General features: G+C 71.6%; 27 protein-coding genes. 23 read left to right on the top strand and 4 right to left on the bottom strand.

What is annotated here, in order from left to right:
- Window positions 1-137: 137 nt before the first annotated feature.
- Window positions 138-1,241 (top strand): hypothetical protein, encoded by a 1,104-nt coding sequence (locus HPC71_RS12425; RefSeq protein WP_154617192.1) that lies wholly within the window; start codon window positions 138-140, stop codon window positions 1,239-1,241.
- Between the two features lie 494 nt (window positions 1,242-1,735).
- Here the strand turns inward: HPC71_RS12425 and HPC71_RS12420 are convergent, their stop codons facing one another.
- Window positions 1,736-2,896: a tyrosine-type recombinase/integrase gene (locus HPC71_RS12420; protein ID WP_154617196.1), complete on the bottom strand. Its 1,161-nt coding sequence runs from the start codon at window positions 2,894-2,896 to the stop codon at window positions 1,736-1,738.
- A 308-nt stretch (window positions 2,897-3,204) separates the two neighbouring features.
- Window positions 3,205-4,368 carry a hypothetical protein gene (locus tag HPC71_RS12415; protein WP_154617197.1) on the bottom strand — a complete coding sequence of 388 codons (1,164 nt, stop codon included), beginning with the start codon at window positions 4,366-4,368 and terminating at the stop codon, window positions 3,205-3,207.
- Between the two features lie 183 nt (window positions 4,369-4,551).
- Between HPC71_RS12415 and thrS the strand changes: the two genes are divergently transcribed.
- The 3 genes from thrS (at window position 4,552) to HPC71_RS12400 (ending at window position 9,435) form a co-directional block, all read left to right on the top strand.
- Window positions 4,552-6,540, top strand: coding sequence for a threonine--tRNA ligase (gene thrS / locus HPC71_RS12410; protein WP_171896754.1), 1,989 nt, complete (start codon window positions 4,552-4,554; stop codon window positions 6,538-6,540).
- A 232-nt stretch (window positions 6,541-6,772) separates the two neighbouring features.
- Window positions 6,773-7,753 carry an AurF N-oxygenase family protein gene (locus tag HPC71_RS12405; RefSeq protein ID WP_154617199.1) on the top strand — a complete coding sequence of 327 codons (981 nt, stop codon included), beginning with the start codon at window positions 6,773-6,775 and terminating at the stop codon, window positions 7,751-7,753.
- A 26-nt stretch (window positions 7,754-7,779) separates the two neighbouring features.
- Entirely contained in the window at window positions 7,780-9,435 is a 1,656-nt protein-coding gene (locus HPC71_RS12400; RefSeq protein WP_253943703.1) for an FAD-dependent oxidoreductase, read from the top strand.
- Here the strand turns inward: HPC71_RS12400 and HPC71_RS12395 are convergent.
- Window positions 9,416-9,553, bottom strand: coding sequence for a hypothetical protein (locus tag HPC71_RS12395; RefSeq protein ID WP_171896753.1), 138 nt, complete (start codon window positions 9,551-9,553; stop codon window positions 9,416-9,418). The two genes, HPC71_RS12400 and HPC71_RS12395, sit on opposite strands and share 20 nt — an antisense overlap.
- Before the next feature lie 116 nt (window positions 9,554-9,669).
- Here HPC71_RS12395 and HPC71_RS12390 point away from each other — a divergent pair, with 116 nt between their 5' ends.
- From HPC71_RS12390 to HPC71_RS12365, 6 genes are all read left to right on the top strand, one after another.
- Complete coding sequence (locus HPC71_RS12390) at window positions 9,670-10,389, top strand: TetR/AcrR family transcriptional regulator (protein WP_154617201.1); 720 nt, start codon at window positions 9,670-9,672, stop codon at window positions 10,387-10,389.
- Window positions 10,386-10,964 carry an HIT family protein gene (locus HPC71_RS12385; RefSeq protein ID WP_253943702.1) on the top strand — a complete coding sequence of 193 codons (579 nt, stop codon included), beginning with the start codon at window positions 10,386-10,388 and terminating at the stop codon, window positions 10,962-10,964. Before HPC71_RS12390 ends, HPC71_RS12385 begins: the two co-directional genes overlap by 4 nt.
- The gene (locus HPC71_RS12380; protein WP_253943701.1) at window positions 10,961-11,731 is read left to right on the top strand and encodes an inositol monophosphatase family protein; all 771 of its coding nucleotides are present in this window, start codon (window positions 10,961-10,963) and stop codon (window positions 11,729-11,731) included. The genes HPC71_RS12385 and HPC71_RS12380 overlap by 4 nt, the downstream gene beginning before the upstream one ends.
- 12 nt (window positions 11,732-11,743) lie before the next feature.
- A complete protein-coding gene (gene pgsA / locus HPC71_RS12375) occupies window positions 11,744-12,394 on the top strand; it encodes a phosphatidylinositol phosphate synthase (protein WP_154617203.1) in 651 nt (216 codons plus the stop codon).
- Between the two features lie 20 nt (window positions 12,395-12,414).
- Window positions 12,415-13,320 (top strand): pyridoxal 5'-phosphate synthase lyase subunit PdxS, encoded by a 906-nt coding sequence (pdxS, locus tag HPC71_RS12370; RefSeq protein WP_154617205.1) that lies wholly within the window; start codon window positions 12,415-12,417, stop codon window positions 13,318-13,320.
- A gap of 145 nt (window positions 13,321-13,465) precedes the next feature.
- Window positions 13,466-14,482: a metallophosphoesterase gene (locus HPC71_RS12365; protein ID WP_154617207.1), complete on the top strand. Its 1,017-nt coding sequence runs from the start codon at window positions 13,466-13,468 to the stop codon at window positions 14,480-14,482.
- Window positions 14,483-14,587: 105 nt separating this feature from the next.
- Here HPC71_RS12365 and HPC71_RS12360 read toward each other — a convergent pair whose 3' ends face one another.
- Complete coding sequence (locus tag HPC71_RS12360; RefSeq protein WP_154617526.1) at window positions 14,588-15,835, bottom strand: IS256 family transposase; 1,248 nt, start codon at window positions 15,833-15,835, stop codon at window positions 14,588-14,590.
- A gap of 272 nt (window positions 15,836-16,107) precedes the next feature.
- Between HPC71_RS12360 and HPC71_RS12355 the strand changes: the two genes are divergently transcribed.
- From HPC71_RS12355 to HPC71_RS12295, 13 genes are all read left to right on the top strand, one after another.
- Entirely contained in the window at window positions 16,108-16,695 is a 588-nt protein-coding gene (locus HPC71_RS12355) for an alternate-type signal peptide domain-containing protein (protein WP_171896752.1), read from the top strand.
- A gap of 199 nt (window positions 16,696-16,894) precedes the next feature.
- Entirely contained in the window at window positions 16,895-17,431 is a 537-nt protein-coding gene (locus HPC71_RS12350) for a signal peptidase I (RefSeq protein ID WP_253943700.1), read from the top strand.
- 38 nt (window positions 17,432-17,469) lie between these two features.
- Complete coding sequence (locus tag HPC71_RS12345) at window positions 17,470-18,114, top strand: TasA family protein (protein WP_154617374.1); 645 nt, start codon at window positions 17,470-17,472, stop codon at window positions 18,112-18,114.
- 47 nt (window positions 18,115-18,161) lie between these two features.
- Window positions 18,162-18,614 (top strand): hypothetical protein, encoded by a 453-nt coding sequence (locus HPC71_RS12340; RefSeq protein ID WP_154617376.1) that lies wholly within the window; start codon window positions 18,162-18,164, stop codon window positions 18,612-18,614.
- Between the two features lie 31 nt (window positions 18,615-18,645).
- Window positions 18,646-19,224 (top strand): pyridoxal 5'-phosphate synthase glutaminase subunit PdxT, encoded by a 579-nt coding sequence (gene pdxT, locus HPC71_RS12335; RefSeq protein ID WP_171897313.1) that lies wholly within the window; start codon window positions 18,646-18,648, stop codon window positions 19,222-19,224.
- Between the two features lie 69 nt (window positions 19,225-19,293).
- Window positions 19,294-20,061, top strand: a complete 768-nt coding sequence (locus HPC71_RS12330; protein ID WP_154617378.1) for a YebC/PmpR family DNA-binding transcriptional regulator — start codon at window positions 19,294-19,296, stop codon at window positions 20,059-20,061.
- A 130-nt stretch (window positions 20,062-20,191) separates the two neighbouring features.
- The gene (gene ruvC, locus HPC71_RS12325) at window positions 20,192-20,716 is read left to right on the top strand and encodes a crossover junction endodeoxyribonuclease RuvC (RefSeq protein WP_154617380.1); all 525 of its coding nucleotides are present in this window, start codon (window positions 20,192-20,194) and stop codon (window positions 20,714-20,716) included.
- Window positions 20,713-21,309, top strand: coding sequence for a Holliday junction branch migration protein RuvA (gene ruvA, locus HPC71_RS12320; RefSeq protein WP_154617382.1), 597 nt, complete (start codon window positions 20,713-20,715; stop codon window positions 21,307-21,309). Before ruvC ends, ruvA begins: the two co-directional genes overlap by 4 nt.
- 5 nt (window positions 21,310-21,314) lie before the next feature.
- Entirely contained in the window at window positions 21,315-22,388 is a 1,074-nt protein-coding gene (gene ruvB / locus HPC71_RS12315; RefSeq protein WP_216656406.1) for a Holliday junction branch migration DNA helicase RuvB, read from the top strand.
- Between the two features lie 118 nt (window positions 22,389-22,506).
- Entirely contained in the window at window positions 22,507-22,797 is a 291-nt protein-coding gene (yajC, locus tag HPC71_RS12310; RefSeq protein ID WP_171896751.1) for a preprotein translocase subunit YajC, read from the top strand.
- Window position 22,798: 1 nt separating this feature from the next.
- Complete coding sequence (gene secD / locus HPC71_RS12305) at window positions 22,799-24,634, top strand: protein translocase subunit SecD (RefSeq protein ID WP_154617384.1); 1,836 nt, start codon at window positions 22,799-22,801, stop codon at window positions 24,632-24,634.
- The gene (gene secF / locus HPC71_RS12300; RefSeq protein ID WP_154617386.1) at window positions 24,634-25,911 is read left to right on the top strand and encodes a protein translocase subunit SecF; all 1,278 of its coding nucleotides are present in this window, start codon (window positions 24,634-24,636) and stop codon (window positions 25,909-25,911) included. The genes secD and secF overlap by 1 nt, the downstream gene beginning before the upstream one ends.
- Before the next feature lie 33 nt (window positions 25,912-25,944).
- Window positions 25,945-26,499, top strand: coding sequence for an adenine phosphoribosyltransferase (locus tag HPC71_RS12295; RefSeq protein WP_171897311.1), 555 nt, complete (start codon window positions 25,945-25,947; stop codon window positions 26,497-26,499).
- Window positions 26,500-26,512 lie beyond the last annotated feature (13 nt).

Genomic DNA, 26,512 nt, shown 5'->3' with positions numbered 1-26,512 from the left:
TCTAGAAGACCTATCAAGATCATCGTAGGAGAGGGGACCGACAGATGGTCCGCTCCCTGGGGCGCGTGTCGGGCTGACCACGGAGGGCGCCCGCTCGGTCGCGAGGCGGACGCTGGCGTTCGGCTAGGGTCCAGGCCATGGCGACCCCTGCAGAGACTGTTGCAGCAATCGAGGGAGCCCCGTGGAATCAGCGGGTCAACCTAGTGCGGCAGATCCCGGAGGCATATGGACTCGCCGCCCACCGCGACGTCTACGCCACGCTCGCCCGCGAGCTCTACGTACCGAAGCTCACCCCGGATTTCGCTTACGTCCTCCCTCGCTCGGAGTACGACCTGCCTCCAGTTGCTGCTGCCTACAGGGAGGCGCATCGGTTGACAGGCGGATTCACTAAGGTGGGCGTGTCAGACGTCGCTGGCGCGACACTCGCCGCGCCGGTCATCGTCGCGGTGTGGCGCCTGCTACTCGGCTATATCTGGCGTGAGTTCGCGGCTGCTACCCAGGTCGTCGGGGCCGAACTAGATCTCCCTGCACTGTCTGCCGACAGGCTGAAGAAGCTTGAACAGGGGGTCGCGAAGAGGTCGCTGACCGCCGACGAGGCTCAGGTGATCGCAGAGGTCGTGGTGCGCGGCATCGATGGATCTCTCTGGCCAGTGCCCGAGGATGGGCGCCGCACCAAGCAGGATCGCCCAGATCTCGCAGAAGGATGGGCCACGGTGCGCCAGTTCGCAACCGACGGCGTTCCATTCGAGGTGTTCCTCCACCAGCGGCACTACGGTGGCGCATTCCGCCAGCTGCTGGATGCCATCGGAACACAGCGTGGCGACGTCTTGGAGCAGGAGCTCGAGGACGAGTGCGAGCGTCGCGGCATCCGGTACATCAGAACAGGTGCGCACAACCAGGCGGAGGTCCAGCGGCGTTTCAATCTGACCGTGAAGCCCGCACCGGACTTCGTCTTCTTTGACGCGTCGGACACACTCCAGGCCATCCTGGAGGTCAAGCTCACGAATGACGGCGGCACGGCTCGCGACAAGGCTGCAAGGTTCGCCGCGCTACGCACGGAGGCCGGAAGGCTGGGCGGCAAGCCCCTCTTTGCTTTGCTAGACGGTCTGGGGTGGACGCGGACCAGCGATGCGCTGGGTCCGGTTGTCCGTGACTGTGATGGCCGAGTCTTCACGCGCGGCAATCTCGCGGAGATGTTCGACGTAGACCCGTTTCCCCACCTGGCCACGCTTGGATCGTAGGAGTGGAAGACACTCCTTGGTGGACGCCGCCGATTCCGGTCGTACGTGGGGTGCACTGGGTACGCACAAGGATGAGAAACGGCGCCTGACGCTGGAAGACGTTGAAACATGTCTTCGCAGGTCAGACGCCGTTTCAGGCATCTAGCCGCAGGTCAGCGAGACCCCGGAATCAGATGTTGTAGATCAGCTCGAACTGGCTCCCCGCAGTCTGGGTACCCTGGTGCGCGCTCTTTGCTGTCGTGGTCGGGATCGATGAGCACGTCTGGCGCCACACACGCCGCGGCGATTGGTGCGTCACCGTGGTCATCGACCTGACCCCAATCCGAGATGGCCCCGGGCCGGGGCTGCCGCAACGACGACGCATAACAGGAGCGACCCGGCGTTCTTGCCGAGCCATTTGTGGAGCTCAAACTCCGTGACCTCGGTCGGGGTGTGGAGCTGCGCGGCGAACTCTTCCTCCTTGTAGCCGCACTCGGAATGCGTGTTTCGCCCGCCTATGAGCCTGCCAACTCCGACAGCCGCCGGGCGATCTCGGCATCGCGGTCGGCAGCCGCGTGCTGGTAGCGCATCGCCGCACCCGGGGTCGAGTGACCGAGGCGACCCATGAGTTCCGCCAGCGTAGCGCCGGTCTGCGCGGCCAGCACAGCACCGGTGTGCCGGAGGTCGTGCCAGCGGAGGTCCGGACGGCCGGCCGCCTCGCGTGCCGGGTAGTAGACCTTGTAGAGGGTCGCCGGAGCCATGTGGCGGTTGCTGTCGCCTGCGGCCGGGAAGAGCAATGAGTCGCGGCCAGGTGCGGTGTGGTCGGCGAGGTGGTCCTTCACCAGCGGCAGCAGGTGGGGTGGGATGGCGATGTCGCGGACGCCCGCGTCGGTCTTGGGCGGGCCGATGATGAACTCCCCGTCGACCCGGACGACGCCGCGGCGGACCTTCACCCGCCCGGTGCGCAGGTCGATGTCGCCGCGCCGGAGCTCGGTCAGTTCGCCGAAGCGCATGGCGCACCACGCGGCCAGGAGCGCCATGAGCTTGTAGCGATCCGGCATCTCTTCGACGATCGTCCTGAGTTCTTCGAGGCTGGCCGGCTGGACGTGGTGGGCGCGCTTCGCGCTGCCGGCTCCGCGGATCTGAGCCGGGTTGTAGGGGACCAGGGGATGGGGGCGCTCCGAAGCGGCGCTGGCGAAGATGGTGCGGAGGAGGCTGTAGGCGTGGGCGCGAATGGTTTCGCGTCCGGGCGCGAGGGCGTCGTACCACGTGTTGACGTCATCGGCTGAGATCCGGTCGATGCGCTCGTCGCCGAATGTCGGGTAGATGAACGTGTCGAGCAGCATCCGGTACTGCTGCCTGGTCGTCGGCCGCAGCGCGCGACCCTGCGTCTTCCTCGTCTCGAGCCAGATGTCGGCATACGCCTGCAGCGTCGGCACCGATCGGCTCGCCGCCCCGCGAGCCGCCACCTCCGGGGCCCACACCTCCATCTCGATCTCGGCGCGACGAGCCGACAGCCAGGCCACGGCGTCGTCCCGAGAAGCGAACGTCATCGGGGCCCGGTAGAGCCGACGGTCGGGCCCGGTGTACGCCGCACGGTAGCGCCCGTTGTCCCGTTCCTCGATCCGCCCGAAGCCGCGTCGAGCCCTCTGCTTGGACGAAATCTTTTGGCCCATCAGTATCGCCTTTCGGGGAACAACCGGGGAATAACGCGGTCATTTCGTGTCCGGAAGTGTCCGAATCTGTCCGAGGACGAAAGGCCCTCTGACCTGCGAGTTTATCCCGAAAGATGGACCTGAGGAGGGTCTCGTGGTAGCCCCCTTCTCAGAGGTTCGAATCCAGTATCGCCCACCGTGCGAGACCGCCTCCGGCCCGCGAGAACGCGGGTCGGAGGCGTTTCTCGTTGTACCGCCGTTGTGCCGACGTCGTTCTCGGCACCGCGGCGGCTTCATGCAGATCCGGCGGCGCCTCCCGCGCCCGGGCGTCAGCCGAGCGTCCGCCGGACGAGATCCTCGACCAGGTCCTCGGCCCACGTCGGCTCGCTGCGCTCGGTGTCGAGGACCTGGACGCTCAGGTAGCCGTGCTCGGTGGGGTCGGTCAGGGCGATCTCCCACGCGCCCGCGATCTCGGCGTGGTACGCCGGGTGGCCGGACACCTCGGTGTTCGCCTGCGTGCCCAGCGGCTCGCGCCGGGCCGAGACGAGGATGGTCGCCGGGTTGGCGTCGGCGCCGCCGCCGTCGTCCTCCGCGGCGACCAGGGTGCACTGCCGTGGACCGTCGTACGACGATCGCTCGTCGCGGTCCTGAGGGCTGACGGTGGTCGTCATGGCCACCCAGGAGCGGCCATCGGTGGCGGCCGTCTCGCGGGCGGCCTCGAGGGCGGGGAGGCAGAGGACCTGCGGGTCGACCTCGCCGCGGCGGATCAGGTCGACGGGGTCGGCGGGGACGTCGACACCGTCCTGGTCGACTGGTGCGCACAGCCACCTGCGCTGGTCGCCGAGGTGGGCACACCCGCCGACACCTCCCGGGTCGGGCTCGTCGGCGGCGTAGAAGACAGGTGCCGTGACGTCACGGCCGGGCCTGGTCATCGAGCCCAGGTCACCGATCGCCGCCTCGGCCGCCGCCGTCGCGGCCCCGCAGTCGGGCTCGGCATCGGCGATCACGAGCGCCAGCTCGAGGCTGGCGGGCACCACGACGGCGCAGGACCGGCTCCGGCCACCCGCGGTGGTCGGTCCTGGGCCCACCCAGGCGGCGACGCCGGCGATCTCCACCCGGTCGCGGCTGTCGAGTGCGTTGATCGCGTCAGGGCCGGAGCCCTCGACGTAGTAGCGCGCGGCGGTGTCCACCTCGACCGTTCCGTCGCTCCGTAGGGCGGTGCACACGGTGCGCTCGCCCGGGGGCTCCGTCGAGTCGGCGTCACCAGCGGCACCGATCGCGCAGGGATCGAGCGCGCGCAGGTTCGCCCGGGTGCGGGCCGCGGTCGGCTCGCGGACCTGGGGGACGTCCGCGACGACGGGAGGGGCCGCGGACCAGTCACGGTCGGCGTACGACTCCTCAGCGGAGAGGACGCCGCACCCCGCGAGCAGCAGGGCAAGTGGCAGGGCGAGTGGCACCGCGGTCAGCGTCCGGCGCATCGGGGAGAACAGCACGCCAGCGACCTTCCCGCCCACGGTCCTGCGCAATCCCGCGCTCGAACACGCGTCGGCGTGCGACCTCCGGCCTGCGCCGAGCGCTACCGCGACCTCTGACCAGCGCAAACCGGGGCGAGGTGTGGCCCCGCACCCCGATACGATCGACGAGTCCGTTCCGCCACCCAACCCGGGAGAATCACTGTGTCCGACATCCAGGTCGTCCTCGTCACCGCCGATGCGCGGGAGGAACGGACGACCACGACGGGCACCAAGGCCTGGGAGCTGTTCGCGGAGGACCCGAGCATCATCGTGGCCCGCGTCAACGGCGAGCTGCGCGACCTGTCCCACGAGCTGGCCGACGGCGACGAGGTCGAGGGTGTCGCCATCGACAGCCCCGACGGACTGGCCGTGCTGCGCCACTCCACCGCCCACGTGATGGCGCAGGCGGTCCAGGAGCTCTTCCCCGACGCCAAGCTGGGCATCGGCCCGCCGGTCACCGACGGCTTCTACTACGACTTCGACGTGGAGACGCCCTTCGTGCCCGAGGACCTCGAGAAGATCGAGTCGCGGATGCGCAAGATCATCAAGGAGGGACAGAAGTTCTCCCGCCGCGTCACCTCCGACCACGACGCGATCGCGGAGCTGAAGGACGAGCCGTACAAGATCGAGCTGATCGGCCTCAAGGGGTCCGGCAAGTCCGACGACGCCGCCGAGGGCGCGAGCGTCGAGGTCGGTGCCGGCGAGCTGACGATCTACGACAACATCCGTCGCAACGGCGACGTCGCCTGGAGCGACCTGTGCCGCGGCCCGCACCTGCCGACCACCAAGCGGATCCCGGCGTTCAAGCTGATGCGCACCGCGGCGGCGTACTGGCGCGGCAACGAGAAGAACAAGCAGCTCCAGCGGATCTACGGCACCGCCTGGCCCTCCAAGGAGGACCTCGAGGCCTACCTGCACCGGCTCGAGGAGGCCGAGCGGCGCGACCACCGCAAGCTGGGGCGCGACCTGGACCTGTTCAGCTTCCCCGACGAGATCGGCTCGGGCCTGCCGGTCTTCCACCCCAAGGGCGGTGTGATCAAGCGCGTGATGGAGGACTACGTCCGCCAGCGCCACACCGAGGAGGGCTTCGAGTACGTCGGCACGCCCCACATCTCCAAGGAGGGGACCTTCCACCTCTCCGGGCACTTGCCGTACTACGCCGACGGGATGTTCCCGCCCATGGAGTTCGAGGGCGAGAACTACTACCTCAAGGCCATGAACTGCCCGATGCACAACCTGATCTACCGCTCGCGCGGTCGGTCCTACCGCGAGCTGCCGCTGCGGCTCTTCGAGTTCGGGCACGTCTATCGCTACGAGAAGTCCGGCGTCATCCACGGCCTCACCCGGGTGCGCGGCTTCGCCCAGGACGACTCGCACTCCTACTGCACCCCCGAGCAGGCGCCGGAGGAGGTCGCGCACCTGCTGAGCTTCATGCTCGGCGTGCTGCGTGACTTCGGGCTCGACGACTTCTACCTCGAGCTCTCCACGCGGGATGACTCCAAGCCCGACAAGTTCGTCGGCAGCAACGAGCAGTGGGAGACCGCGACGAAGGTGCTCGAGCAGGTCTGCGCCGACTCCGGCCTCGAGCTCGTCCCCGACCCGGGCGGCGCCGCGTTCTACGGCCCGAAGGTCTCGGTGCAGGCCAAGGACGCGATCGGCCGCACCTGGCAGATGGGCACGGTGCAGTACGACTTCAACCAGCCCGAGGGCTTCGACCTGCAGTACCAGGCCGCCGACGGCACCCGGAAGCAGCCGGTGATGATCCACTCGGCGAAGTTCGGCTCCATCGAGCGGTTCCTCGGCGTGCTGGTCGAGCACTACGCCGGCGCCTTCCCCCCGTGGCTGGCCCCCGTCCAGGTCCAGGCGATCCCGATCGCCGAGCGGCACGAGGACTACCTGTGGGACGTCGCCAAGCGGATGCGCAAGGAAGGCCTGCGCGTCGAGGTCGACGACTCCACCGACCGGATGCAGAAGAAGATCCGCAACGCCCAGCTGCAGAAGGTGCCGTTCATGATGATCGCCGGCGACGACGACCTCGCCGCGGGCGCGGTGTCGTTCCGCTACCGCGACGGCCGCCAGGACAACGGCGTGCCGATCGAGGAGGCGATCGCCCGCGTCCGTGAGGCCGTCGCCGCCCGCACCCAGGTCTGACCCGCCCGGCGGCGTACCCGTCCGCACCTCATCGAGGCCCGCTCCCGCGCTGCGCGGGGGCGGGCCTCGAGCGTGCCGCGCGGGCCTTGTAACGCATGGTTCGCCGCTCTTTCTGCACGTTGCAGCGTGCAGGAACAGCGGTGAACGGTCCGTTACAAGCCCCGCCAGTAGCCGCGACACGCGTCGCAGACACCATTTACATCGGACGTGGCGTCGCACTAACCTCAGCGACATGACCGCGACGGAGCACGAGACCAGCCAGCGCAGCTCGTACGGCGACACCCTCCGCACGCTGTCGGAGGCGTCGGTGCACCAGCACTTCGATGCCTTCCTCGACATCGCGTGGGACGACCCGGCGTACGCCGTGGACCCGACCGACCGGCGCTGGGTGCTGCCCGCGGCCGACGTGCTCGGCGGTCACCCGTGGTACCGCGGCCTCCCGCTGGAGCGGCAGGTCGAGATCGGCCTGTACCGGCAGGCCAACATCACCAAGGTCGGCCTGCAGTTCGAGCAGATCCTGATCAGCGGCCTGATGAACTACGCCTTCTCCCTGCGCAACGGCAGCCCGGAGTTCCGGTACTCCACGCACGAGGCGACCGAGGAGTGCCACCACACGCAGATGTTCCAGGAGTTCGTGAACCGCTCGGGCCAGGACGTCGCCGGCGGCACCTGGATCTTCCGGGCGGTCGCGCCGTTCCTGCCGCTGTTCGCGAAGTGGGTCCCCTTCGCCTTCTTCTACGGCGTGCTGGCCGGCGAGGAGCCGATCGACCACGTGCAGAAGGCGGTGCTCCGCGCCGGCGACGAGATGCACCCGCTGCTGCGCCGGATCATGCAGATCCACGTCGCCGAGGAGGCCCGCCACATCGGCTTCGCGCACACCTACCTCGAGCACCGCGCCCCGCGCCTGGGCCGCGTCCAGCGGGCCGCGCTGAGCCTGGTCGTGCCGCTCCTCATGCGCTGGCTCTGCGACCAGATCCTGCGCCCGGGCCGCAAGGCCCGCCGCGACATGGGCATCCCGCGCTCGGTCGTCCGCGACGTGTGGTGGAGCCGGGCTGAGTCGCGGAAGTTCCTGCGCGACCTCTTCGCCGACGTCCGGATGCTCGCCGAGCGCACCGGGATGATGAACCCGGTCTCGCGGTTGTTGTGGCGCCTGATGCGCATCGACGGGCGCAGCTCGCGCTTCCGCAGCCAGCCGGCCTCGGCCGCCTCCTGACCGGCGCCGACCAGCCGAGCCGTCCCGTGCCGTACGTCGTCACCCAGTCCTGCTGCGCCGACGCCTCCTGCGTCGTCGCCTGCCCGGTCAACTGCATCCACCCGGCGCCGGGGGAGCCCGGCTTCGCCACCGCCGAGATGCTGTACGTCGACCCGCGCTCGTGCGTCGGCTGCGGCGCGTGCACCACGGCGTGCCCGGTCGGGGCGGTCGTGCCCGACACGGCGCTGACCCCGGAGCAGGAGCCGTTCCGCGAGCTGAACGCCGCCTACTACGACGCCTTCCCGCACGCCGACCGCGCCCCCGTCGCGCCGGTCCCGCCGCAGCGACGCCTGCAGCGGCCGCACCCGGTCCGCGTGGCGGTCGTCGGCGCCGGCCCTGCCGGGCTCTACACCGCTGATGAGCTGCTGCGGCACCCCGAGGTGAACGTCGACGTCCTCGACCGGTTGCCGACGCCGTACGGGCTGCTCCGCGCCGGCGTGGCGCCCGACCACCAGCACACCAAGCAGGCCGCGGGGCTGTTCCGGGCGATCGAGGAGCAGCCCGGGTTCCGCTACCTGCTCGGCGTGGAGGTCGGCCGGGACGTCACCCGCGCCGAGCTCGCCGAGCGCTACGACGCGGTCGTGTGGTCCGTCGGGGCGTCCGCGGACCGCCGGCTCGACGTGCCGGGGGAGGACCTGCCCGGTTCCGCGTCGGCCACCGCGCTCGTCGGTTGGTACAACGGCCACCCCGACCACCGCGACCTCGCCGTCGACCTCGGCCACGAGCGCGTCGTGGTCGTCGGCAACGGCAACGTGGCCCTCGACGTCGCCCGCGTGCTGACCACCGATCCCGACGAGCTGGCCCGCACCGACGTCGCCGACCACGCCCTCGCCGCACTGCGCGGCAGCGCGGTCCGCGAGGTGCTCGTCGTGGGCCGCCGGGGCCCGGGCCAGGCGTCCTTCACCACCCCCGAGCTCGTCGGGCTCGCGGGCCTGCGCGGGGTCGACGTGGTCGCCGACCTCGGCGGTGCCGAGGTCGTGGGCGACGACCTCCGCGCCCGGGTGCTCCGCGAGCTCGCCGCCCGCACGCCCGACCCCGCCCGCCGCCGGGTCGTGCTCCGCTTCCTCGCCTCCCCGCTGCGCCTGCTCGGCACCGACCGGGTCGAGGGCGTCGAGCTGGTCCGCACCGAGCTCGTGCCGGACGCCGCCGGCGTGCCCCGCGCGAAGCCCACCGGCGAGACGGAGACCGTCGAGGCCGGCATGGTGCTGCGCTCGGTGGGCTACCGCGGTGTGGCGGTGCCGGGCCTGCCGCACGACCCCGTCACCGGCACCGTGCCCCACGACCGTGGCCGCGTCGAGCCCGGGACGTACGTCGCCGGGTGGGTCAAGCGGGGGCCGACCGGCTACCTCGGCACCAACAAGTCGTGCGCCCAGGAGACCGTCGAGGCGCTGCTCGACGACCTGGACGCGGGGCTGCTCGAGGGTCGGGCGCGGCAGGCCGAGGACCTGCGCACCGTGCTGGACCGGCGCGGCGTGCCGGTGGTCGACCTGGCCGGGTGGCGCGCGATCGACCGCGAGGAGCGGCGCCGCGGCGAGGCCGCGGGCCGTCCTCGGGTGAAGCTGACCGATCCCGGCGAGATGCTCGGGACCGCAGCGTCCGCCGGCCGTCGTGGCCGGCGCAGGCTCAGCGCTTCTTCGCGGTGAGGTTGTCCATGGAGCTGGCGTGGTCCGATTCGGCCTTCGCCCGCTTCTCGCCCCGCTTCTCCTTGATGGACTTCGCGGACTTCTTGGACATGGCCTGGCGCGGCGACTTGTCGCTCATGGGGGCTCCCTTGGTGGAGGGCCTGGACGGCCCCGTCCGATGACTGTACGCCCTGGTCGCGCCGGTTAGGCTGGCGTCCGCCGATCAGCGGGTCAAGGGGAGAAACGGGGCTGAGCATGTCGTCCAGCGAGAAGGGTCGCCCGGACGGACGCCAGGCGCGCTGGGACCGGCACAACGAGCAGCGCCGCCAGCAGATCCTCGACGCGGCGATCGCCGTCATCGAGGATGGCGAGCCGGGCGCGGAGTTCCACGTCCAGCAGATCGCCGAGCGGGCGGGGCTCAACCGCACCGTGGTCTACCGGCACTTCGCCGACCGCTCCGACCTCGACCGCGCCGTGCAGGCCGAGATCCTCGACGGCCTGTGGGCCGAGCTGCTGCCCGAGATCGGCCTCGACGGCACGATCCCGCAGATCGTGGAGCGGATCGTGGCGACGTACGTCGGCTGGGCGGTCGCGCATCCCGCGCTCCACCGGGTCGCCGAGCAGGGGGAGGGCAGCGGCCCGCTCCAGCAGGGGCTCGCCCAGATCGCCGCCCAGGTCTGCGAGGTCATCACCACCGCCGTGGAGATGCTCGGGCTGGAGGTCGGCGAGGACGAGCGCGCCGCGATCGACCCGCTCGTCTTCGGCCTGGTCGGTGCGGTCTTCGGCGCCGTACGCCGCTGGATGGCCCGCCCCGAGCGGGTGCCGGCCGCTCCCAAGCTCGTCGAGCTGGTGACCGGGTCGGTCTGGTACATCCTCGAGGGCCACGGCCGCGCGCTGGGCATCGAGCTCGACCCGAAGCAACGCATCGAGGACCTGGTCGCCGCGGCGGCCGGCGACCCGGAGGTGGCGCCGTGACCGATCCATCCCCCGACGAGAGGACCGAGGTGCTCCACCAGGACGGCATCGGTCGACCCGACGAGCTCGACCGGCTCTGGACGCCCCACCGGATGGCCTACATCCGCGGGGAGAACAAGCCCGCGGACGCCTCCTCCGGCGAGTGCCCCTTCTGCCGCATCCCGTCGCTGCCCGACGCCGACGGGCTGGTCGTGCACCGCGGGCGGCTCGCCTACGTCGTGCTCAACCTCTACCCCTACGCGCCGGGCCACCTCATGGTCTGCCCCTACCGCCACATCGCCGACTACACCGAGACCACCGACGAGGAGGCCGCCGAGATCGCCGACCTCACCCGGGACGCGATGCGCGTCGTGCGGCAGGTCTCCGGCGCCGGCGGCTTCAACATCGGCATGAACCAGGGCCACATCGCCGGGGCCGGCATCGCCGCCCACCTCCACCAGCACGTCGTGCCGCGCTGGCCCGGCGACCAGAACTTCATGCCGATCATCGGCCGCACCAAGACCCTGCCCGAGCTGCTCGGCGAGACCCGCGCCCTGTTCGCCGAGGCGTGGCCGAGGCCAGCGGACGGCTCGTGAGCACCCTCGCCGACGACGCGCGGCTCGCCGCGGACCTGGTCCGCGAGGCCGGCTCGCTGGCCCACCGGATGCGCGCCGACGGGCTGCGGCTGGACTACAAGACCTCGATCTCCGACGTGGTCACCGCGGCCGACCGGGCCGCCGAGGAGCTGGTCACCGGCCGGCTGCGCACGGAGCGGCCCGGTGATGCGGTGCTGGGGGAGGAGCACGGCTCCGTCGCGGACGGCACCACCGGCCGCTCGTGGGTGGTCGACCCCGTCGACGGCACCTACAACTTCGTCAACGACCTGCCCTGGTGGTGCTCCGCGGTCGGGCTGCGCGACACCGAGGACCTGCTGGTGGGGGCGGTGCACGACCCCACGACCGGCGCGACGTACGTCGGCGGGCCGGGGTTGCCCAGCACGTGCGACGGCCGGGCGCTGGCCCCGCTGGTCGACCGGCCCCTGGCGGAGCTCGGCGTGGCGACGTACCTGCACCCGCCGTTCCTCGAGGGGGAGGTCGGCGCGGCCTGGCGCCGTGCAGCAGGCGGCGCGGCCGCGCTGCGCTGGCTGGGCTCGATGAGCATGGACCAGGTGGGCGTCGCGACCGGCCGGATCGGCCTGGTCTTCCAGCACTCGGTCGCGCCGTGGGACGAGCTGCCGGGCGCCGCGATCATCCGCGGCGTCGGCGGGGTGACCCGCCACGTCGAGGTCGCCGGCAAGGACTGGTACGTCGCCGGGCCGCCGACCGCGGTCGGTGAAGTCTGCTCGCGGCTCCTCGAGCGCTAGCCTGCTCCCGCCATGCTGGATCATTTCCGTGCCTTCTGGACGAAGGTCATCGCCCCCGTCGCCCACCTGCTCATCAGGCTCGGCGTCAGCCCCGACGTCGTGACCCTCGTCGGGACGGTGGGTGTGAGCGCCGGCGCGCTGGTGTTCTACCCGCAGGGGGAGCTGCTCATCGGCACCGTGGTGATCACCGCCTTCGTCTTCAGCGACCTCCTCGACGGCTACATGGCGCGCACGACCGGCCGCTCGAGCACCTTCGGGGCGTTCCTCGACTCCACCCTCGACCGGATCGGCGACGCCTCGATCTTCGCGGGCCTGGCGCTCTACTTCGCCTGGGAGGGCGACAGCCGCCTCTACCTCGTGCTCTCCCTGGTCTGCCTGGTCATGGGCGCGGTGACCTCCTACGCCCGGGCCCGTGCGGAGAGCCTCGGGTTCACCGCCAACGTCGGGATCGCCGAGCGCGCCGACCGCCTCGTGACGATCCTGGTGATGACCGGCCTCGGCGCGATCTTCGACCTCCCGGTCCTCATGCACATCGCGCTGTGGGCGCTGGCGATCGCCTCGACCGTCACCGTGGTGCAGCGGGTCTGGTTCGTGCGCCGCCAGGCGCTGTCCGCCGCCGCGGACGGTGGCCCCGCCGCGGACGGTGGCCCCGCCGCGGGGTAGGTCCGCCTAGGCTCTGGTCCATGAGCGAGAGCACCCCCGCAGTTCCGGCCACCGGCACCACCCGCGTCAAGCGCGGCATGGCCGAGATGCTGAAGGGCGGCGTGATCATGGACGTCGTCACCGCCGAGCAGGCCAAGATCGCCGAGGACGCCGGCGCGGTCGCGGTCATGGCGCTGGAGCGGGTGCCCGCCGACATCCGCGCCCAGGGCGGCGTCTCGCGGATGAGCGACCCGGACATGATCGACTCGATCATCGAGGCCGTCTCGATCCCGGTGATGGCCAAGGCCCGGATCGGCCACTTCGCCGAGGCGCAGGTGCTCCAGTCGCTCGGCGTGGACTACGTCGACGAGTCCGAGGTGCTCACGCCGGCCGACTACGCGAACCACATCGACAAGTGGGCCTTCACCGTGCCGTTCGTGTGCGGGGCGACCAACCTGGGGGAGGCGCTGCGCCGGATCACCGAGGGCGCGGCGATGATCCGCTCCAAGGGCGAGGCCGGCACCGGTGACGTGTCGAACGCGGTCACCCACATGCGGACCATCCGCGGGGAGATCCGCCGGCTCGCGGCGTTGGAGGGCGACGAGCTGTACGTCGCGGCCAAGGAGCTCCAGGCGCCGTACGACCTGGTCAAGGAGGTCGCCGAGACCGGTGCGCTGCCCGTCGTGCTGTTCACCGCGGGCGGCATCGCCACCCCGGCGGACGCGGCGATGATGATGCAGCTCGGCGCCCAGGGTGTGTTCGTGGGCTCGGGCATCTTCAAGTCCGGCAACCCCGCGCAGCGGGCCGAGGCGATCGTCAAGGCGACCACCTTCCACGACGACCCCGACACGGTCGCCAAGGTCTCCCGCGGGCTGGGCGAGGCCATGGTCGGCATCAACGTCGAGGAGATCCCGCAGGCCCACCGCCTCGCCGAGCGCGGCTGGTGACTCGCTGAGCGACGAGCTCGAGCCGATCCTGCGCGCGGTCCTCGGCGTCCTCGCGCTCCTGCTCCTCCTCGCGCTGGTCGCGGGCTGGGCGCGCTGGCTCCACCGCCGCTTGGCCGTGGTCACCGCCGCGCCCCGATGGGCGCGGATGGCCTCCCTCGTCGTGGTCGTCGGTGGCCTGCTGCTCTTCGTCGCGACCAACGTCGCCTACCGCACCCTCGATCCCGCGCCGCTGCGCCCGCTGTTGTGGCTCGGCCTCGCCTGGCTGGGCCTGGCCTGGTACCTCACCCTCGGCTGCCTCCTCCTCGCGCCGGTCGCGCTGGGGCTGCGGCTGGCCGGGCGACCGCGCGCCCGCGAGCGGCTGCTGCGCGCCGGCACGCCCGTGGTCGTCGGCGTCGCGGTGGTCGTCATGGCTGTCGGCGCGGTCGTCGCGCAGCGGCCGGGCGTCACGGCGTACGACGTCGCCTCGCCCGACCTCCCGGCCGGCTGGGACGGCGCACGGGTCGTGCTGGTCACCGACCTGCACGTCGGGGTCGTCCACGGCGAGGCCTGGACCCGCCGCGTGGTCGATCTGGTCAACGTGCAGGACCCCGACCTCGTCGTGCTCGCCGGGGACCTCGTCGACGGCCGCGAGCGCTACACCGGGCCCGACCTCGACCCGCTCGCCGACCTCGACGCGCCCCTGGGGGTCGTCGCGGTCTCGGGCAACCACGAGATCGAGACCGGCGACGCACGGGCCTATCTCGACCGGCTCGAGCGGCTCGGCGTCACCGTCCTGCGCAACGAGCAGGTGACGCTCACCCGCGGGGGAGACCCGCTCGTCGTCGCCGGCGTCCACGACGAGATCGGCACCGACGACCTCGAGCCGGACCCCGACGCCGCCCTCGCCGGCACCCGCCCCGAGGACTTCGTCGTGTACGTCGCCCACGAGCCCCGCCAGCTCGTCGCCGACCGCGGGGTCGACCTCCAGCTCTCGGGCCACACCCACGGCGGGCAGATCTGGCCGTTCGGCTGGCTGGTGCCGCTCCAGCAGCCGACGACGGCGGGCGTAGACGTCGTCGACGGGGTGACCGTGGTGACCTCGCGCGGGGTCGGCACCTCGGGCCCGCCGGTCCGTACCGGCGCGGCGCCGGAGATCACGGTCCTCACGCTGCGGTCCCGCTGACCCCTGGGCGATCGTTGCTCGCCCGTGGATCTCGTGTGCGTCCGGTGTGGATCTCCGGTCAAGTCCCGGGTAGTGGTGTAGCGCTGCGTTCTCCTCGATGAGGTGTCAGGCGGTCAGTGCGGGTAGGTCATCAGCTCCGATCTCGGGTTCGACGCCGGGGACGATGTTCATTCGGGAGCGGGCCAGGACGTCGAGTCCGAGGTAGCGGCGTCCTTCTGCCCATTCGTCGGTCTGTTCGGCCAGGACGGCGCCAACGAGCCGGACGATGGCGTCGCGGTTGGGGAAGATACCGACCGCGTCGGTGCGGCGCCGGATCTCCTTGTTCAGCCGCTCGGTCGGGTTGTTGGACCAGATCTGGGTCCAGATCTCCTTCGGGAACGCGGTGAAGGACAGTAGGTCTGCTCGGGCGCGGTCGAGGTGGTCGTGCACCGCAGGGAGCTTGGCTTCGACGTAGTCGAGCAGTCGGTCGAACTGTGCCTGGACCGCGGCGGCGTCGGGCTGGTCGTAGACGCTGTGCAGCATCGCTTTGACCGCGGGCCACATGCTCTTCGGGGTCACGCTCATGAGGTTGAACGCGTAGTGGGTGCGGCACCGCTGCCAGCTGGTTCCGGAGAGGTTGGCGGCAATCGCCTCACGCAGTCCGGCGTGGGCGTCGCTGGTGACGAGGCGGACCCCGGTCAGCCCGCGGGCGACAAGGTCGGCGAAGAACTCGTTCCACGCCGCTCCGGTTTCGGCGGTCGCGACCCGCATGCCGAGCACTTCGCGGTGGCCATCGTTGTTCACCCCAGTGGCCAGGAGCACGACGGCATTGATGACGCGGCCGCCCTCGCGGACCTTCATGGTGAGCGCGTCGGCGGTGAGGAACGTGAACGGTCCTGCGTCGCCCAGCGGGCGGTGGCGGAAGTCTTCGACGATCGAGTCCAGGTCGGCCGCCATCCGGGAGACCTGGGACTTCGACAGCCCGTCGATGCCGAGCGTCTTGACCAGCTTGTCCATGCGCCGGGTGCTGACGCCGGCGAGGTAGCAGTCGGCCACCACGGTGATCAGCGCGGACTCTGCGCGCTTGCGGCGCTCGAGGAGCCACTCGGGGAAGTAGGTGCCTTTGCGGAGCTTGGGAATCGCCACGTCGATCGTGCCGACCCGGGTGTCCAGGTCGCGGTGGCGGTAGCCGTTGCGCTGCGTTGTCCGGGAGGCCGAGGGGCGGCCCCACTCGGCACCGACGACGGCGTCGGCATCAGCGCAGAGCAAGGCATTGATGATCGACTGCAGCAGGCTGCGCATCAGATCGGGCGAAGCCTCAGCGAGGGCTTCGCCGAGCAGGCCAGCAGGGTCGACAATGTGCGGAGCGGTCATCGTGATGGTCCGTTCGAGAGAGCTGTGAGAGGCGAACTCGAAGGATCACGCGGTGGCCGCGTCTACGTCCACGACAGGGACGAACTCGGCGACCGCGCTACACCACTATCGGGGACTCAACTGGATCTCCTGTGGGCGCCCGCGGCTCCCGCAGCGAACTTGCGCGTTTCTTGGGGCGACGTTGAGCCACACCAGACAGCTCCTTCGGGTCGGCGCGGTGGAATGCAGTTGCCGCCGGGAGGACCGGTAGCTCGACTAACGAAGGAACGACGATGAACAAGACCGCCAAGGGTGCTCTCGCCGCCGGAACCGCTGCCGTCCTGCTGATGGGTGGGGCCGGGTCGCTGGCCTACTGGCAGTCAGAGGTCAAGGACGGGGCCGGCACGGTGAACTCGGGCCGTCTGAGCCTCGAGCAGGATGGGGCTGGGAGCTGGACCCACAACGGCGTCGCTGTTGCCAACCCGGTGGACGTCGTTGCCGTCCCCGGCGACGTGTTCGTCTTCTCGGGTGCCACCTACGTCGTCGAGGCGGAGGGGGACGACCTGGCTGCCGAGCTCTCGGTCACCCCGGGGACGGCCACGGGAACCTTGGCGGGCGTGCTCGACGTTGACGCCGTCTTCACGCTGGGCCCAGATGCTTTCACCGGTCCTGCGACCCTCGACGAGGGCAATGACGGGAACGTCGTCGGCGTGACCATCACGGTGGACTTCCCGTTCGGCAGTGTGGCGGACAACAACTCTCAGTCGAGCACGCTCGACCTGACGGAGTACGTCGTCACCCTGATCCAGAGCGACGCATTCCCGACCCCGAGCCCGGCCCCGGCCCCGACCACCCCGAGCCCGACCACCCCGCCGGTCTGATCCGACGAGCTCGGGAGCAGCAGTCATGAGCAGCCACGCCTGGGACGCCGTGTCCCTGCGCGGCGCGCCCGCACGGCCTGCGCGCAAGCTCGGTCCGGCGGCGGGTGCTGCGTCGGCCTCGGCCCGCCCGTCGCGTCCACCGGCTTCGTCCGCACCGGACCCGGGGCATGGGTCCCGCCGGGGTTCCGTGCTGGGGTTCGTGGCCCAGGTCCTCAACTGGGTCCTCATCCTGGCGCTGCTCGGCGTGCTGACCGCCGCGGTCCTCGTGCCTCGGATCGCCGGCGGCACGCCGTTCACGGTGCTGACCGGTTCGATGGAGCCGGGCCTACCGCCCGGCACCCTGATCGTCACCCGACCGACGCCGGCCGAGGACATCAGGATCGGGGAGGTCGTCACCTTCCAGATCGAGTCCGGCAAGCCGCAGGTCGTCACGCATCGGGTGATCGCGGTCCGGCCGGGCCCGGAGGGCCGGCCGGAGTTCCTCACCCAGGGTGACGCCAACGAGACCCCCGACGAGGGCTGGCGGCCGGCGGAGTCGGTGCGCGGCGTGCTCTGGTACTCGCTGCCGAAGCTCGGCTACGCCAACAACGTCCTCACCGGCGACCAGCGCCAGCTCGCCGTGCACGGCGTGGCGACCGCCCTCATCCTCTACGCCCTCGGCCTGTTCACCGGCGAGGCGCGCGACCGACGTCGCACCAGGCGCGAGCCACGGCCCGCCCGCCGCGCCACGCACTGACCCGCAGGACCAGCCCGACACCTCGAGAGGAGCGACACATGAAGCACGCAGCCCACCGCCTCGAGCGGCCACCCCGCCGCCGCCGGGCCGCGATCGCGACCGCCGCGCTCCTCGGCGCCGTCGTCGTCCTCATGGGCGGCCAGGGGACCTTCGCCTTCTGGACCGACCGGGCCACGGTGTCCAGCGGCGACTTCCAGTCCGGATCGCTGGACATCACCGTGAACGGCCAGCTCGCGGGCCCCTCGAACAACGGCGGCTCCACGACGCTGGGAGCCCTGGCTCTGCAGAACATGCTCCCCGGCGAGAGCGTGGCCGCGTCCTTCCCGGTGAAGAACGTGGGGTCCCTTCCCCTCGTCTACGACATCAGCGGCACCGGGACCGGGGCGCTCGCCGGTGCAAACGGCCTCCAGTACTCGGTGGCCGTCGGGGTCGACGCAGCCAACACCGGGACGGTCGCCGGGGGAGACCGCCGGGGTTCGTGCGGTGCCACCGTCGCCACCGACCAGAACACCACCCGTCTCACCGCGACGCCGTCCGCGCTCGTGGTGAAGCGGTCGCTCGGGATCGGTGCGAGCGAGACCATCTGCGTCGTCGCACGGCTGAACAGCAACGCCGGGAACGACCTTCAGGGCAAGCCGGGGAGTGCTTCGCTCGTCATCCATGCCACCCAGGTCGCGAAATGAGGCGGAGGCATCGCGCCGGTTCAGGGAAGAGTCCGCGTCTGGCCGCGATGGTCATCCTGCTGCTCGTGACCTGCGCCGGCGTGCTGGGCTCGGCCGCCGCCGGCACCCAGGCAGCTTTCACCGACGGACCGACGGTCGCGACCGGCACGTTCTCCGCGCTCCAGGTGGGTTCGCCCACGGGTTCGGTGGGATGCGAGAACGGGCGAAGCAGCAGCGGCACCGTGCTGCTGAGCTGGACACCGGTCGCGAGCGCCCCGAGCAATCAGCGCTACCGCGTCCGGGTCAGCTGGAAGCCCTTGCTCTCCCAGGAGCGTTCGTGGTCGACCGTCGTAGCGGAGAGCACCCACACGCTGGAGAAGTCGGTTCTCGGTCTGGGCCTCTACACCGGGGACATCGACGTCGAGATCCGTGGCGTCACGCCAGCCGGGGGATGGACGTCCGACGGGGCGATCAGCCGCACCATCTTCCAGGGCCTCTCGTTCCGGTGCAGCCAGTGGTGATCCACCTGGGGTCAGCGTCCTACGCTGATGGATCGTGCCACCCACCATCGGAGTCCTCGCCCTCCAAGGCGACGTCCGCGAGCACGTCCGGGCCCTGACCGACCTGGGGGCGCGGGCGACCACCGTCCGCCGCCCCGAGGAGCTCGCGGCGGTCGACGGGCTGGTCCTGCCCGGCGGGGAGTCGACCACCATGGCGCGGCTGTTGCGCACCTTCGAGCTGCTCGAGCCGCTGCGGGCGCGCGTCGCCGGCGGCATGCCGGCCTTCGGGACGTGCGCGGGGATGATCCTGCTCGCCGACCGGGTCCGCGACGGCGTCGCCGGCCAGGAGAGCGTCGGTGGCCTCGACGTGACCGTGCGGCGCAACGCCTTCGGCCGGCAGGTCGACTCCTTCGAGACCGACCTGGACCTCGCCGGGCTCGCCGACCCGGTGCACGCCGTGTTCATCCGGGCGCCCTGGGTCGAGGAGGCCGGGCCCGGCGTGGAGGTCCTCGCCGTCGCGGCCGGCCACCCCGTCGCCGTACGCCAGGGGGCCCTGCTGGCGACCTCCTTCCACCCCGAGGTCGGCGGCGACGGCCGGGTCCACCGGATGTTCGTGGAGATCGCCGGCTGAGCGGCCGGTAGGATCGTCGGTCGGTGCAGGGGCCTGCACCTCACACGACCGGCGCGGGAAGAGGGACGCATGTCAGGCCACTCCAAGTGGGCGACCACGAAGCACAAGAAGGCCGCCATCGACGCCAAGCGCGGCAAGATGTTCGCCAAGCTGATCAAGAACGTCGAGGTCGCGGCCCGCATGGGCGGTGGCGACCCGTCGGGCAACCCGACGCTCTACGACGCGATCCAGAAGGCCAAGAAGTCCTCGGTCCCCAACGACAACATCGACCGCGCCGTCAAGCGCGGCTCCGGTGCCGAGACCGGCGGCGCGGACTACCAGACGATCATGTACGAGGTCTACGGCGCGCAGGGCGTCGGGATCCTCGTCGAGTGCCTGACCGACAACAAGAACCGCGCCGCGATGGAGGTCCGCACCGCCGTCTCCCGCAACGGCGGCACGATGGCCGACCCCGGCTCGGTCTCGCGCCTGTTCCACCGCAAGGGCGTGGTCGTCGTGGCCAAGGAGCAGGACGGCAAGGAGGTCACCGAGGACGACGTCCTCGAGGCCACCCTCGACGCCGGCGCCGAGGAGGTCAACGACCTCGGCGAGCAGTTCCAGGTGATCTCCGAGGCCACCGACCTCGTCGCGGTCCGCACCGCGCTGCAGGCAGCAGGCCTCGACTACGACTCCGCCGACGCCCAGTTCGTCGCCACGATGGAGATCCCCGTCGACGCGGCCGCCGCGACGAAGGTCTTCAAGCTCATCGACGCCGTCGAGGACCTCGACGACGTGCAGGAGGTCTTCAGCAACGTCGACGTCCCCGCCGACGTGATGGCCGAGCTCGAGGACGCCTGAGGCCACCCGCGCTGCCCCTCCGGTACGTCGGGGCACGCCCTCGACGGGCGTGTCCGGCGTGTCGGTGGCACGTCCGTCGGAGGCGCACCGTAGCGTTCCTCCCGAACAGACGTTCGACGGAAGGCTGACCATGCGTGTGCTCGGGATCGACCCCGGTCTGACCCGGTGCGGCATGGGGGTCGTGGAGGGCTCGGTCGGGCGACCGCTGAGCCTGGTCGACGTCAACGTGCTGCGCACCAGCGCCGACCGGCCGGTCGCCGAGCGGCTGGTGACCATCGAGAAGGGCGTGGACGCCTGGATCGAGGAGCACCGGCCCGACGCGGTCGCCGTCGAGCGCGTCTTCGCCCGCTCCGACGTCAGCACCGTGATGGGCACCGCGCAGGCCAGCGGCATCGCGATGGTCTGCGCCGCCCGCCGCGGGCTGCCGATCGCGCTGCACACGCCGAGCGAGGTCAAGGCCGCGGTCTCCGGCAACGGCCGGGCCGACAAGGCGCAGGTCGGGGCGATGGTCACGCGGATCCTGCGGCTCGACGCGATGCCGAAGCCCGCCGACGCGGCCGACGCGCTCGCCCTGGCCATCACCCACATCTGGCGCGGAGGCGCCCAAGCACGCATCGACGCCGCCCTCGCGGCGGCGGGGAGGAACCGACGTTGATCGCCTTCGTCCGCGGCCAGGTCGCCGGGGTCACCCTCACCAGCGCGGTGCTCGAGGTCGGCGGGGTCGGCCTGGAGCTGATGTGCACCCCCGGCACGCTCGCCGGCCTGCGCGCCGGCCAGGGCGCGACGCTCGCCACCAGCATGGTGGTCCGGGAGGACTCCCTGACCCTCTTCGGGTTCGCCGACGAGGACGAGAAGAGCATCTTCGAGCTCGTGCAGACCGCCTCCGGCGTCGGCCCCAAGGTCGCCCAGGCCATGGTCGCGGTGCTCAGCCCCGACGACGTACGCCGCGCGATCTCCAGCGACGACGTCAAGACCCTGACCCGCGTGCCCGGCATCGGGCAGAAGGGCGCCCAGCGGATCATCCTCGAGCTCAAGGACCGGATCGGCCCGCCCGTCGGCCCGGGCGTCACCCCGGCGGCGGCGAGCGCCGAGCCGTGGCGCGACCAGGTGCACCAGGGACTGGTCGGCCTCGGCTGGTCGGCCAAGGACGCCGAGAAGGCCGTCGACGCGGTCGCCCCCGACGCCGGTGACGCGCCCGACGTGGCCACCCTCCTGCGCGCGGCCCTGCGCGCCCTCAGCAAGGCCTGAGCCCGGTGCCCTTCCACGAGGACGAGCTCGCCGAGGCCGAGGAGACCCACCTGCGGTCCATCACCGCGGCGGAGGCCGACGGCGACGAGCGCGCGGTCGAGGCGGCGCTGCGGCCCCGCACCCTCGACGAGGTGGTCGGCCAGGCCCGGGTGCGCGACCAGCTCGGCCTGGTCCTGGAGGCCGCCCGCCGCCGGGGGCGCGCGCCCGACCACGTCCTGCTCAGCGGCCCGCCGGGCCTGGGCAAGACCACGCTGGCGATGATCATCGCCGCCGAGATGGCCGCGCCGCTGCGGCTGACCAGCGGTCCGGCCATCACCCACGCCGGCGACCTCGCCGCCATCTTGTCCGGCATGAACGAGGGCGAGGTGCTCTTCGTCGACGAGATCCACCGGATGTCCCGCCCGGCCGAGGAGATGCTCTACATGGCGATGGAGGACTTCCGCGTCGACGTCATCATCGGCAAGGGCCCCGGCGCCACCGCGATCCCGCTCGACCTGCCGCCGTTCACCCTGGTCGGGGCGACCACCCGCGCCGGCCTGCTCCCGGGCCCCCTGCGCGACCGGTTCGGCTTCACCGCCCACCTGGAGTTCTACGAGCCCCACGAGCTCGACCTCATCGTCCACCGCTCCGCGGGCCTGCTCGGCGTCGACCTGACCGACGAGGGCAGCGCCGAGATCGCGTCCCGCTCCCGCGGCACGCCCCGGATCGCCAACCGGCTGCTGCGCCGGGTCCGCGACTACGCCCAGGTCCGCGCCGACGGCGTGGTCACCCGGGCGGTCGCTGAAGCCGCGCTCGACCTCTACGAGGTCGACGAGCTGGGCCTGGACCGCCTCGACCGCGCCGTCCTGGACGCGCTGTGCCGCCGCTTCGGTGGCGGGCCGGTCGGCATCTCGACCCTCGCCGTCGCGGTGGGGGAGGAGCGGGAGACCGTCGAGGAGGTCGCCGAGCCGTTCCTGGTCCGCAACGGGTTCCTCGCACGTACGCCGCGGGGCCGGATCGCCACCCCGGCCGCCTGGGAGCACCTCGGGCTCGCCGTCCCGGCCGCCGCCGCGGGGGAGCCGGCCCTGTTCGAGGAGTGAACCGCGGGCCCCGCGGGATTCGTCCCCGCGGGTCGCCCCGTAGGTATGCTTGCCCGTCGGCCGCCCCGGGAGTGACCTGGGTGTGCGGCCTCCCCGTCATCGCTCGAGAGGTCTCGTCGTGGAGCTCGCCTCCCTGCTGCCGCTGGTCGGCATCGCCCTCCTTTTCTGGCTCCTGATCATCAGGCCGGCTTCCCGGCGCCAGAAGGAACTCACCCGCATGCAGTCGTCGTTGAAGGTGGGTGACGAGGTCGTCCTGACCTCGGGCTTCCTCGGCACGATCCGCGACCTCGACGACGACACCGCACGGATCCAGCTGGCCGAGGGCGTCGTCGTGACCGTCGCCCGCGGCGCGATCGGAACCGTCACCCAGCCAGGGCCCGCCGCTGCCGGCGAGCCGGAGGAGATCTGACATGGCACGCAAGCCTCGCCCGGGACGCACCCTGGTGGTGTTCTTCCTCGGCACGGCGCTGCTCTACGGCTTGGTCGCCCTCGGCGGCAGCTGGAAGCCCGAGCTCGGCCTGGACCTCCAGGGCGGCACGCGCATCACCCTCGTCGCCACCGACAGCGACCCGGCCGACGACAGCATGGAGCAGGCCCGCCAGATCATCGACGACCGAGTCAACGGCTCCGGTGTCGCCGAGGCCGACGTGGTGACCGAGGGCAGCAACATCATCGTCGTCGAGATCCCCGGCAGCTCGCGCCGCGACCTCCTCGAGACCGTCAAGCGGCAGGCGCAGCTGCGCTTCCGCCTCGTCGCCTGCTCCGACTTCGACCCCGGCCCGTGCGCCGGCGGCGGCGCCGGCCCCGTGATCGACCCCAACGTGGGCGGCGGTCTGCCCGACGGTTCGTCGGTGCAGATCGACCCGAACAACGGCAACGGCCAGGGCAACGGCGACGGCCAGGGCAAGGGCAACGGCAAGGGCAACGGTCAGGGCAACGGCGACGGCGCCCAGCAGGGCAGCAACAACCGCCCGCCGGTCGGCTTCGCCAAGAGCCTGCCCTCGGCCGACAGCAGCTCCAGCCCGTCGGCCGAGCCTTCCGAGCAGCCTTCGGGTCAGCCCTCCGAGGGGGCCGGCGACGGCGCCGGGAACGGCGACGGTGCCGGGAACGGCAACGCCCCGATCCCCGCGCCGGAGGGCGGCAAGAACGCCGACGACCCGCTCGCCTGGACCGACGCGCCCAACCAGGCCGCGATCAAGGCCTTCAACGACTTCACCTGCCCGGCGGACGGCTCCGCGCCGAACGTCGTCGACGACCCCGACAAGCCGCTCGTCACCTGCGACACCGGTGAGCGCGGCCAGGTCGTGAAGTACCTCCTCTCGCCGTCGGCGATCGAGGGCACCCAGCTGACCGACGCCTCGGCGCAGATCCCCCAGGGCCAGGTCCAGTGGGTCGTCGCCCTGGAGTTCAACGGCTCCGGCACCGAGGCCTTCGCCGACATCTCCCGCAAGCTGGTCGGCAACGGCAAGCAGTTCGCCGTCGTGCTCGACGGCCAGGTGCTCTCCGCGCCGACGATGAACGGCCTGATCACCAACGGCAAGGCCCAGATCGAGGGCAGCTTCACCGAGTCCAGCGCTCAGAGCCTGGCGACCAGCCTGAAGTTCGGCGCCCTGCCGATCGCGTTCCAGGACGACGTCTCCTCCGAGACGATCGGCCCCTCGCTCGCCGGTGACCAGCTCTCCGCGGGTCTGTGGGCCGGCGCGCTCGGTCTCGGCCTGGTGATGCTCTACTGCCTGATCTACTACCGCGGCCTGGGCATCGTCGTGCTCGGCTCGCTGGCGGTCGCCGCGGCCATCACCTACGCGTTGGTGCTGCTGCTGAGCGAGACGGCCGGCTTCACGCTGACCCTGCCCGGCATCGCCGGACTGATCATCGCCGTCGGTGTCACCGCCGACTCCTTCATCCTCTTCTTCGAGCGCATCCGCGACGAGATGCGGGAGGGCAAGTCGATGCGGGTCGCGGTCGAGACCGGCTGGAAGCGGGCCAAGGTCACCCGGCTCGCGGCGAACACCGTCTCGCTGCTCTCGGCGGCCGTGCTCTACTTCTTCGCCACCGGCGCGGTGAAGGGCTTCGGCTTCGCCCTCGGCCTGTCGACGCTCATCGACCTGGCGGTGCTGTTCTGGTTCACCAAGCCGGCGGTGTCCTACCTCGCGCGGTTCCGGTTCTTCAACGGCGGCGGCCGCCTCTCCGGCCTCAGCCCCGAGACGCTCGGCATCGACCGGGTCCCCGCTGGAGGTAAGGCCTGATGGGCAAGTTCTCCCGGCTCGGCAACGAGCTCTACACCGGGCGTAGGTCGATCGACTTCGTCGGCCGACGGCCGCTCTGGTACGCCGTGTCGCTGGTGCTGGTGGGCCTCGCGATCGGGGTCGTGGTCATCAAGGGCCTCAACTTCGGCATCGAGTTCACCGGCGGCACGCAGTACCGCGTGGCGGTCGGCGCCTCGGCCGCGACCCAGGACAACGCCGACGCGCTGCGCGCGGCCGTCGCGGACGCCGGCGTCGACGGGGCCGAGTCCCCGGTCGTGACCACGGCCGGCGATTCGCTGCTCATCCAGACCGAGGACCTCTCCCAGGAGGAGAGCGACCGCATCGTCGAGGCCATCACCGAGACGGTGGAGGTCGACGACCCGCTCCAGGACATCTCCCAGGACGAGATCGGCGCCAGCTGGGGTCAGCAGGTCGCCGAGCGCGCCCTCATCGGCGTCGCGGTGTTCCTCGGCCTGGTCATGATCTTCATCTGGCTCTACTTCCGCGAGTGGAAGATGTCGGTGGCCGCGCTCGTGGCGCTGTTCCACGACATCGCGATCACCGTCGGGATCTACGCGCTCTCCGGCTTCCCGGTCACCCCCTCGGCGGTCACCGGTCTGCTGGCGATCTTGGGCTTCTCGCTCTACGACACCGTCGTGGTCTTCGACAAGGTCCGCGAGAACACCCACGAGTACCGGCGGCCGGGCCAGTCCTACGCCGACGCGACGAACCTCGCGGTCAACCAGACCCTGGTGCGCTCGATCAACACCGGCATCGTCGCGCTGATCCCGATCGGCGCGATCCTCTGGGTCAGCGCCGTGCAGCTCGGTGCGAGCTCGCTGCAGGACCTCGCCCTCTCGCAGTTCGTCGGCATGGCGGCCGGTGTGTACTCCTCGGTCGTGCTCGCCCCGCGCATCCTGGTGCAGCTGAAGTCCACCGAGACCGAGGTCAAGCTCCAGGAGCGGCACGCGAAGGCCAAGGCCCGGGCGCTCGCCGACCCCTACGCCTCGGTCCCCGCGGTCACCTCCGACTCGCCCGTGGCCCAGCGGGCCTGGGACCCCGAGTCCGACCCGGAGCTCGTCGCCGACGGAGACGACGTCGACGACGACGACGAGCCCGGCCTCGACCGGCCCGTGGGCGGCGCCTCGCCGGTTCGGGCGGAGGCGAGCGGCCGCGGCCGCGTCGTCCCCCAGACCAAGGGCGAGGTCCGCCCCAGCGGTGCGGCCGGCCGGCAGCAGCCGTCGCGGGTCACCCGGTCCAAGCGCGGGAAGAAGTAGGTGGCGGTGACCGGTCCTGCGGGCAGCGCAGCGGTGGGCGCCACCCGGGCGCAGGTCGCCCGGGAGGCGCTCGACCGGCTCGTCGTCGACGTGCCGGACTTCCCCGAGCCCGGGGTGGTGTTCAAGGACATCACCCCGCTCCTGGCCGACCACGACGGCCTGACCGCCGTGGTCCAGGCGCTCGCGGACGCCGGTCGCGACGCCGACGGCGCCACGGTCGTGGACAAGGTCGTCGGCATGGAGGCGCGCGGGTTCATCCTCGGCGCCCCCGTCGCGCTCGCGCTGGGCGCGGGCTTCGTGCCCGTGCGCAAGGCCGGCAAGCTCCCCCGCGAGGCCCACGCGGTCTCCTACGCCCTGGAGTACGGCGAGGCCACCCTCGAGCTGCACCGCGACGCGATCGCCCCCGGCGAGCGGGTGCTGCTGGTCGACGACGTGCTCGCCACCGGCGGCACGGTCAAGGCCGCGGGCGAGCTGGTCGCCGCCTGCGGGGGCACGCCCGTGGCCGTCGCCGTCCTCATGGAGCTCGGCTTCCTGGACGGGCGCGCGGTCGTGGGCGACCTGCCGGTCCACAGCCTCGCCGTCATCTGACCGTGCCGCGACG

The organism is Nocardioides marmotae (assembly GCF_013177455.1).
GTDB lineage: Bacteria > Actinomycetota > Actinomycetes > Propionibacteriales > Nocardioidaceae > Nocardioides > Nocardioides marmotae.
This window is presented reverse-complemented; position numbering and strand designations above follow the sequence as displayed.

Coding starts and splice junctions, on each gene's coding strand:
- HPC71_RS12355 (WP_171896752.1), top strand. CDS start 16,108: ATGAACAAGACCGCCAAGGGTGCTCTCGCCGCCGGAACCGCTGCCGTC.
- pgsA (WP_154617203.1), top strand. CDS start 11,744: ATGCTGGATCATTTCCGTGCCTTCTGGACGAAGGTCATCGCCCCCGTC.
- HPC71_RS12405 (WP_154617199.1), top strand. CDS start 6,773: ATGACCGCGACGGAGCACGAGACCAGCCAGCGCAGCTCGTACGGCGAC.
- secF (WP_154617386.1), top strand. CDS start 24,634: ATGGGCAAGTTCTCCCGGCTCGGCAACGAGCTCTACACCGGGCGTAGG.
- HPC71_RS12390 (WP_154617201.1), top strand. CDS start 9,670: ATGTCGTCCAGCGAGAAGGGTCGCCCGGACGGACGCCAGGCGCGCTGG.
- HPC71_RS12340 (WP_154617376.1), top strand. CDS start 18,162: ATGGTCATCCTGCTGCTCGTGACCTGCGCCGGCGTGCTGGGCTCGGCC.
- HPC71_RS12345 (WP_154617374.1), top strand. CDS start 17,470: ATGAAGCACGCAGCCCACCGCCTCGAGCGGCCACCCCGCCGCCGCCGG.
- HPC71_RS12365 (WP_154617207.1), top strand. CDS start 13,466: ATGGCCTCCCTCGTCGTGGTCGTCGGTGGCCTGCTGCTCTTCGTCGCG.
- ruvC (WP_154617380.1), top strand. CDS start 20,192: ATGCGTGTGCTCGGGATCGACCCCGGTCTGACCCGGTGCGGCATGGGG.
- pdxS (WP_154617205.1), top strand. CDS start 12,415: ATGAGCGAGAGCACCCCCGCAGTTCCGGCCACCGGCACCACCCGCGTC.
- secD (WP_154617384.1), top strand. CDS start 22,799: ATGGCACGCAAGCCTCGCCCGGGACGCACCCTGGTGGTGTTCTTCCTC.
- HPC71_RS12330 (WP_154617378.1), top strand. CDS start 19,294: ATGTCAGGCCACTCCAAGTGGGCGACCACGAAGCACAAGAAGGCCGCC.
- HPC71_RS12420 (WP_154617196.1), bottom strand. CDS start 2,896: ATGGGCCAAAAGATTTCGTCCAAGCAGAGGGCTCGACGCGGCTTCGGG.
- HPC71_RS12360 (WP_154617526.1), bottom strand. CDS start 15,835: ATGACCGCTCCGCACATTGTCGACCCTGCTGGCCTGCTCGGCGAAGCC.
- HPC71_RS12425 (WP_154617192.1), top strand. CDS start 138: ATGGCGACCCCTGCAGAGACTGTTGCAGCAATCGAGGGAGCCCCGTGG.
- HPC71_RS12395 (WP_171896753.1), bottom strand. CDS start 9,553: ATGAGCGACAAGTCGCCGCGCCAGGCCATGTCCAAGAAGTCCGCGAAG.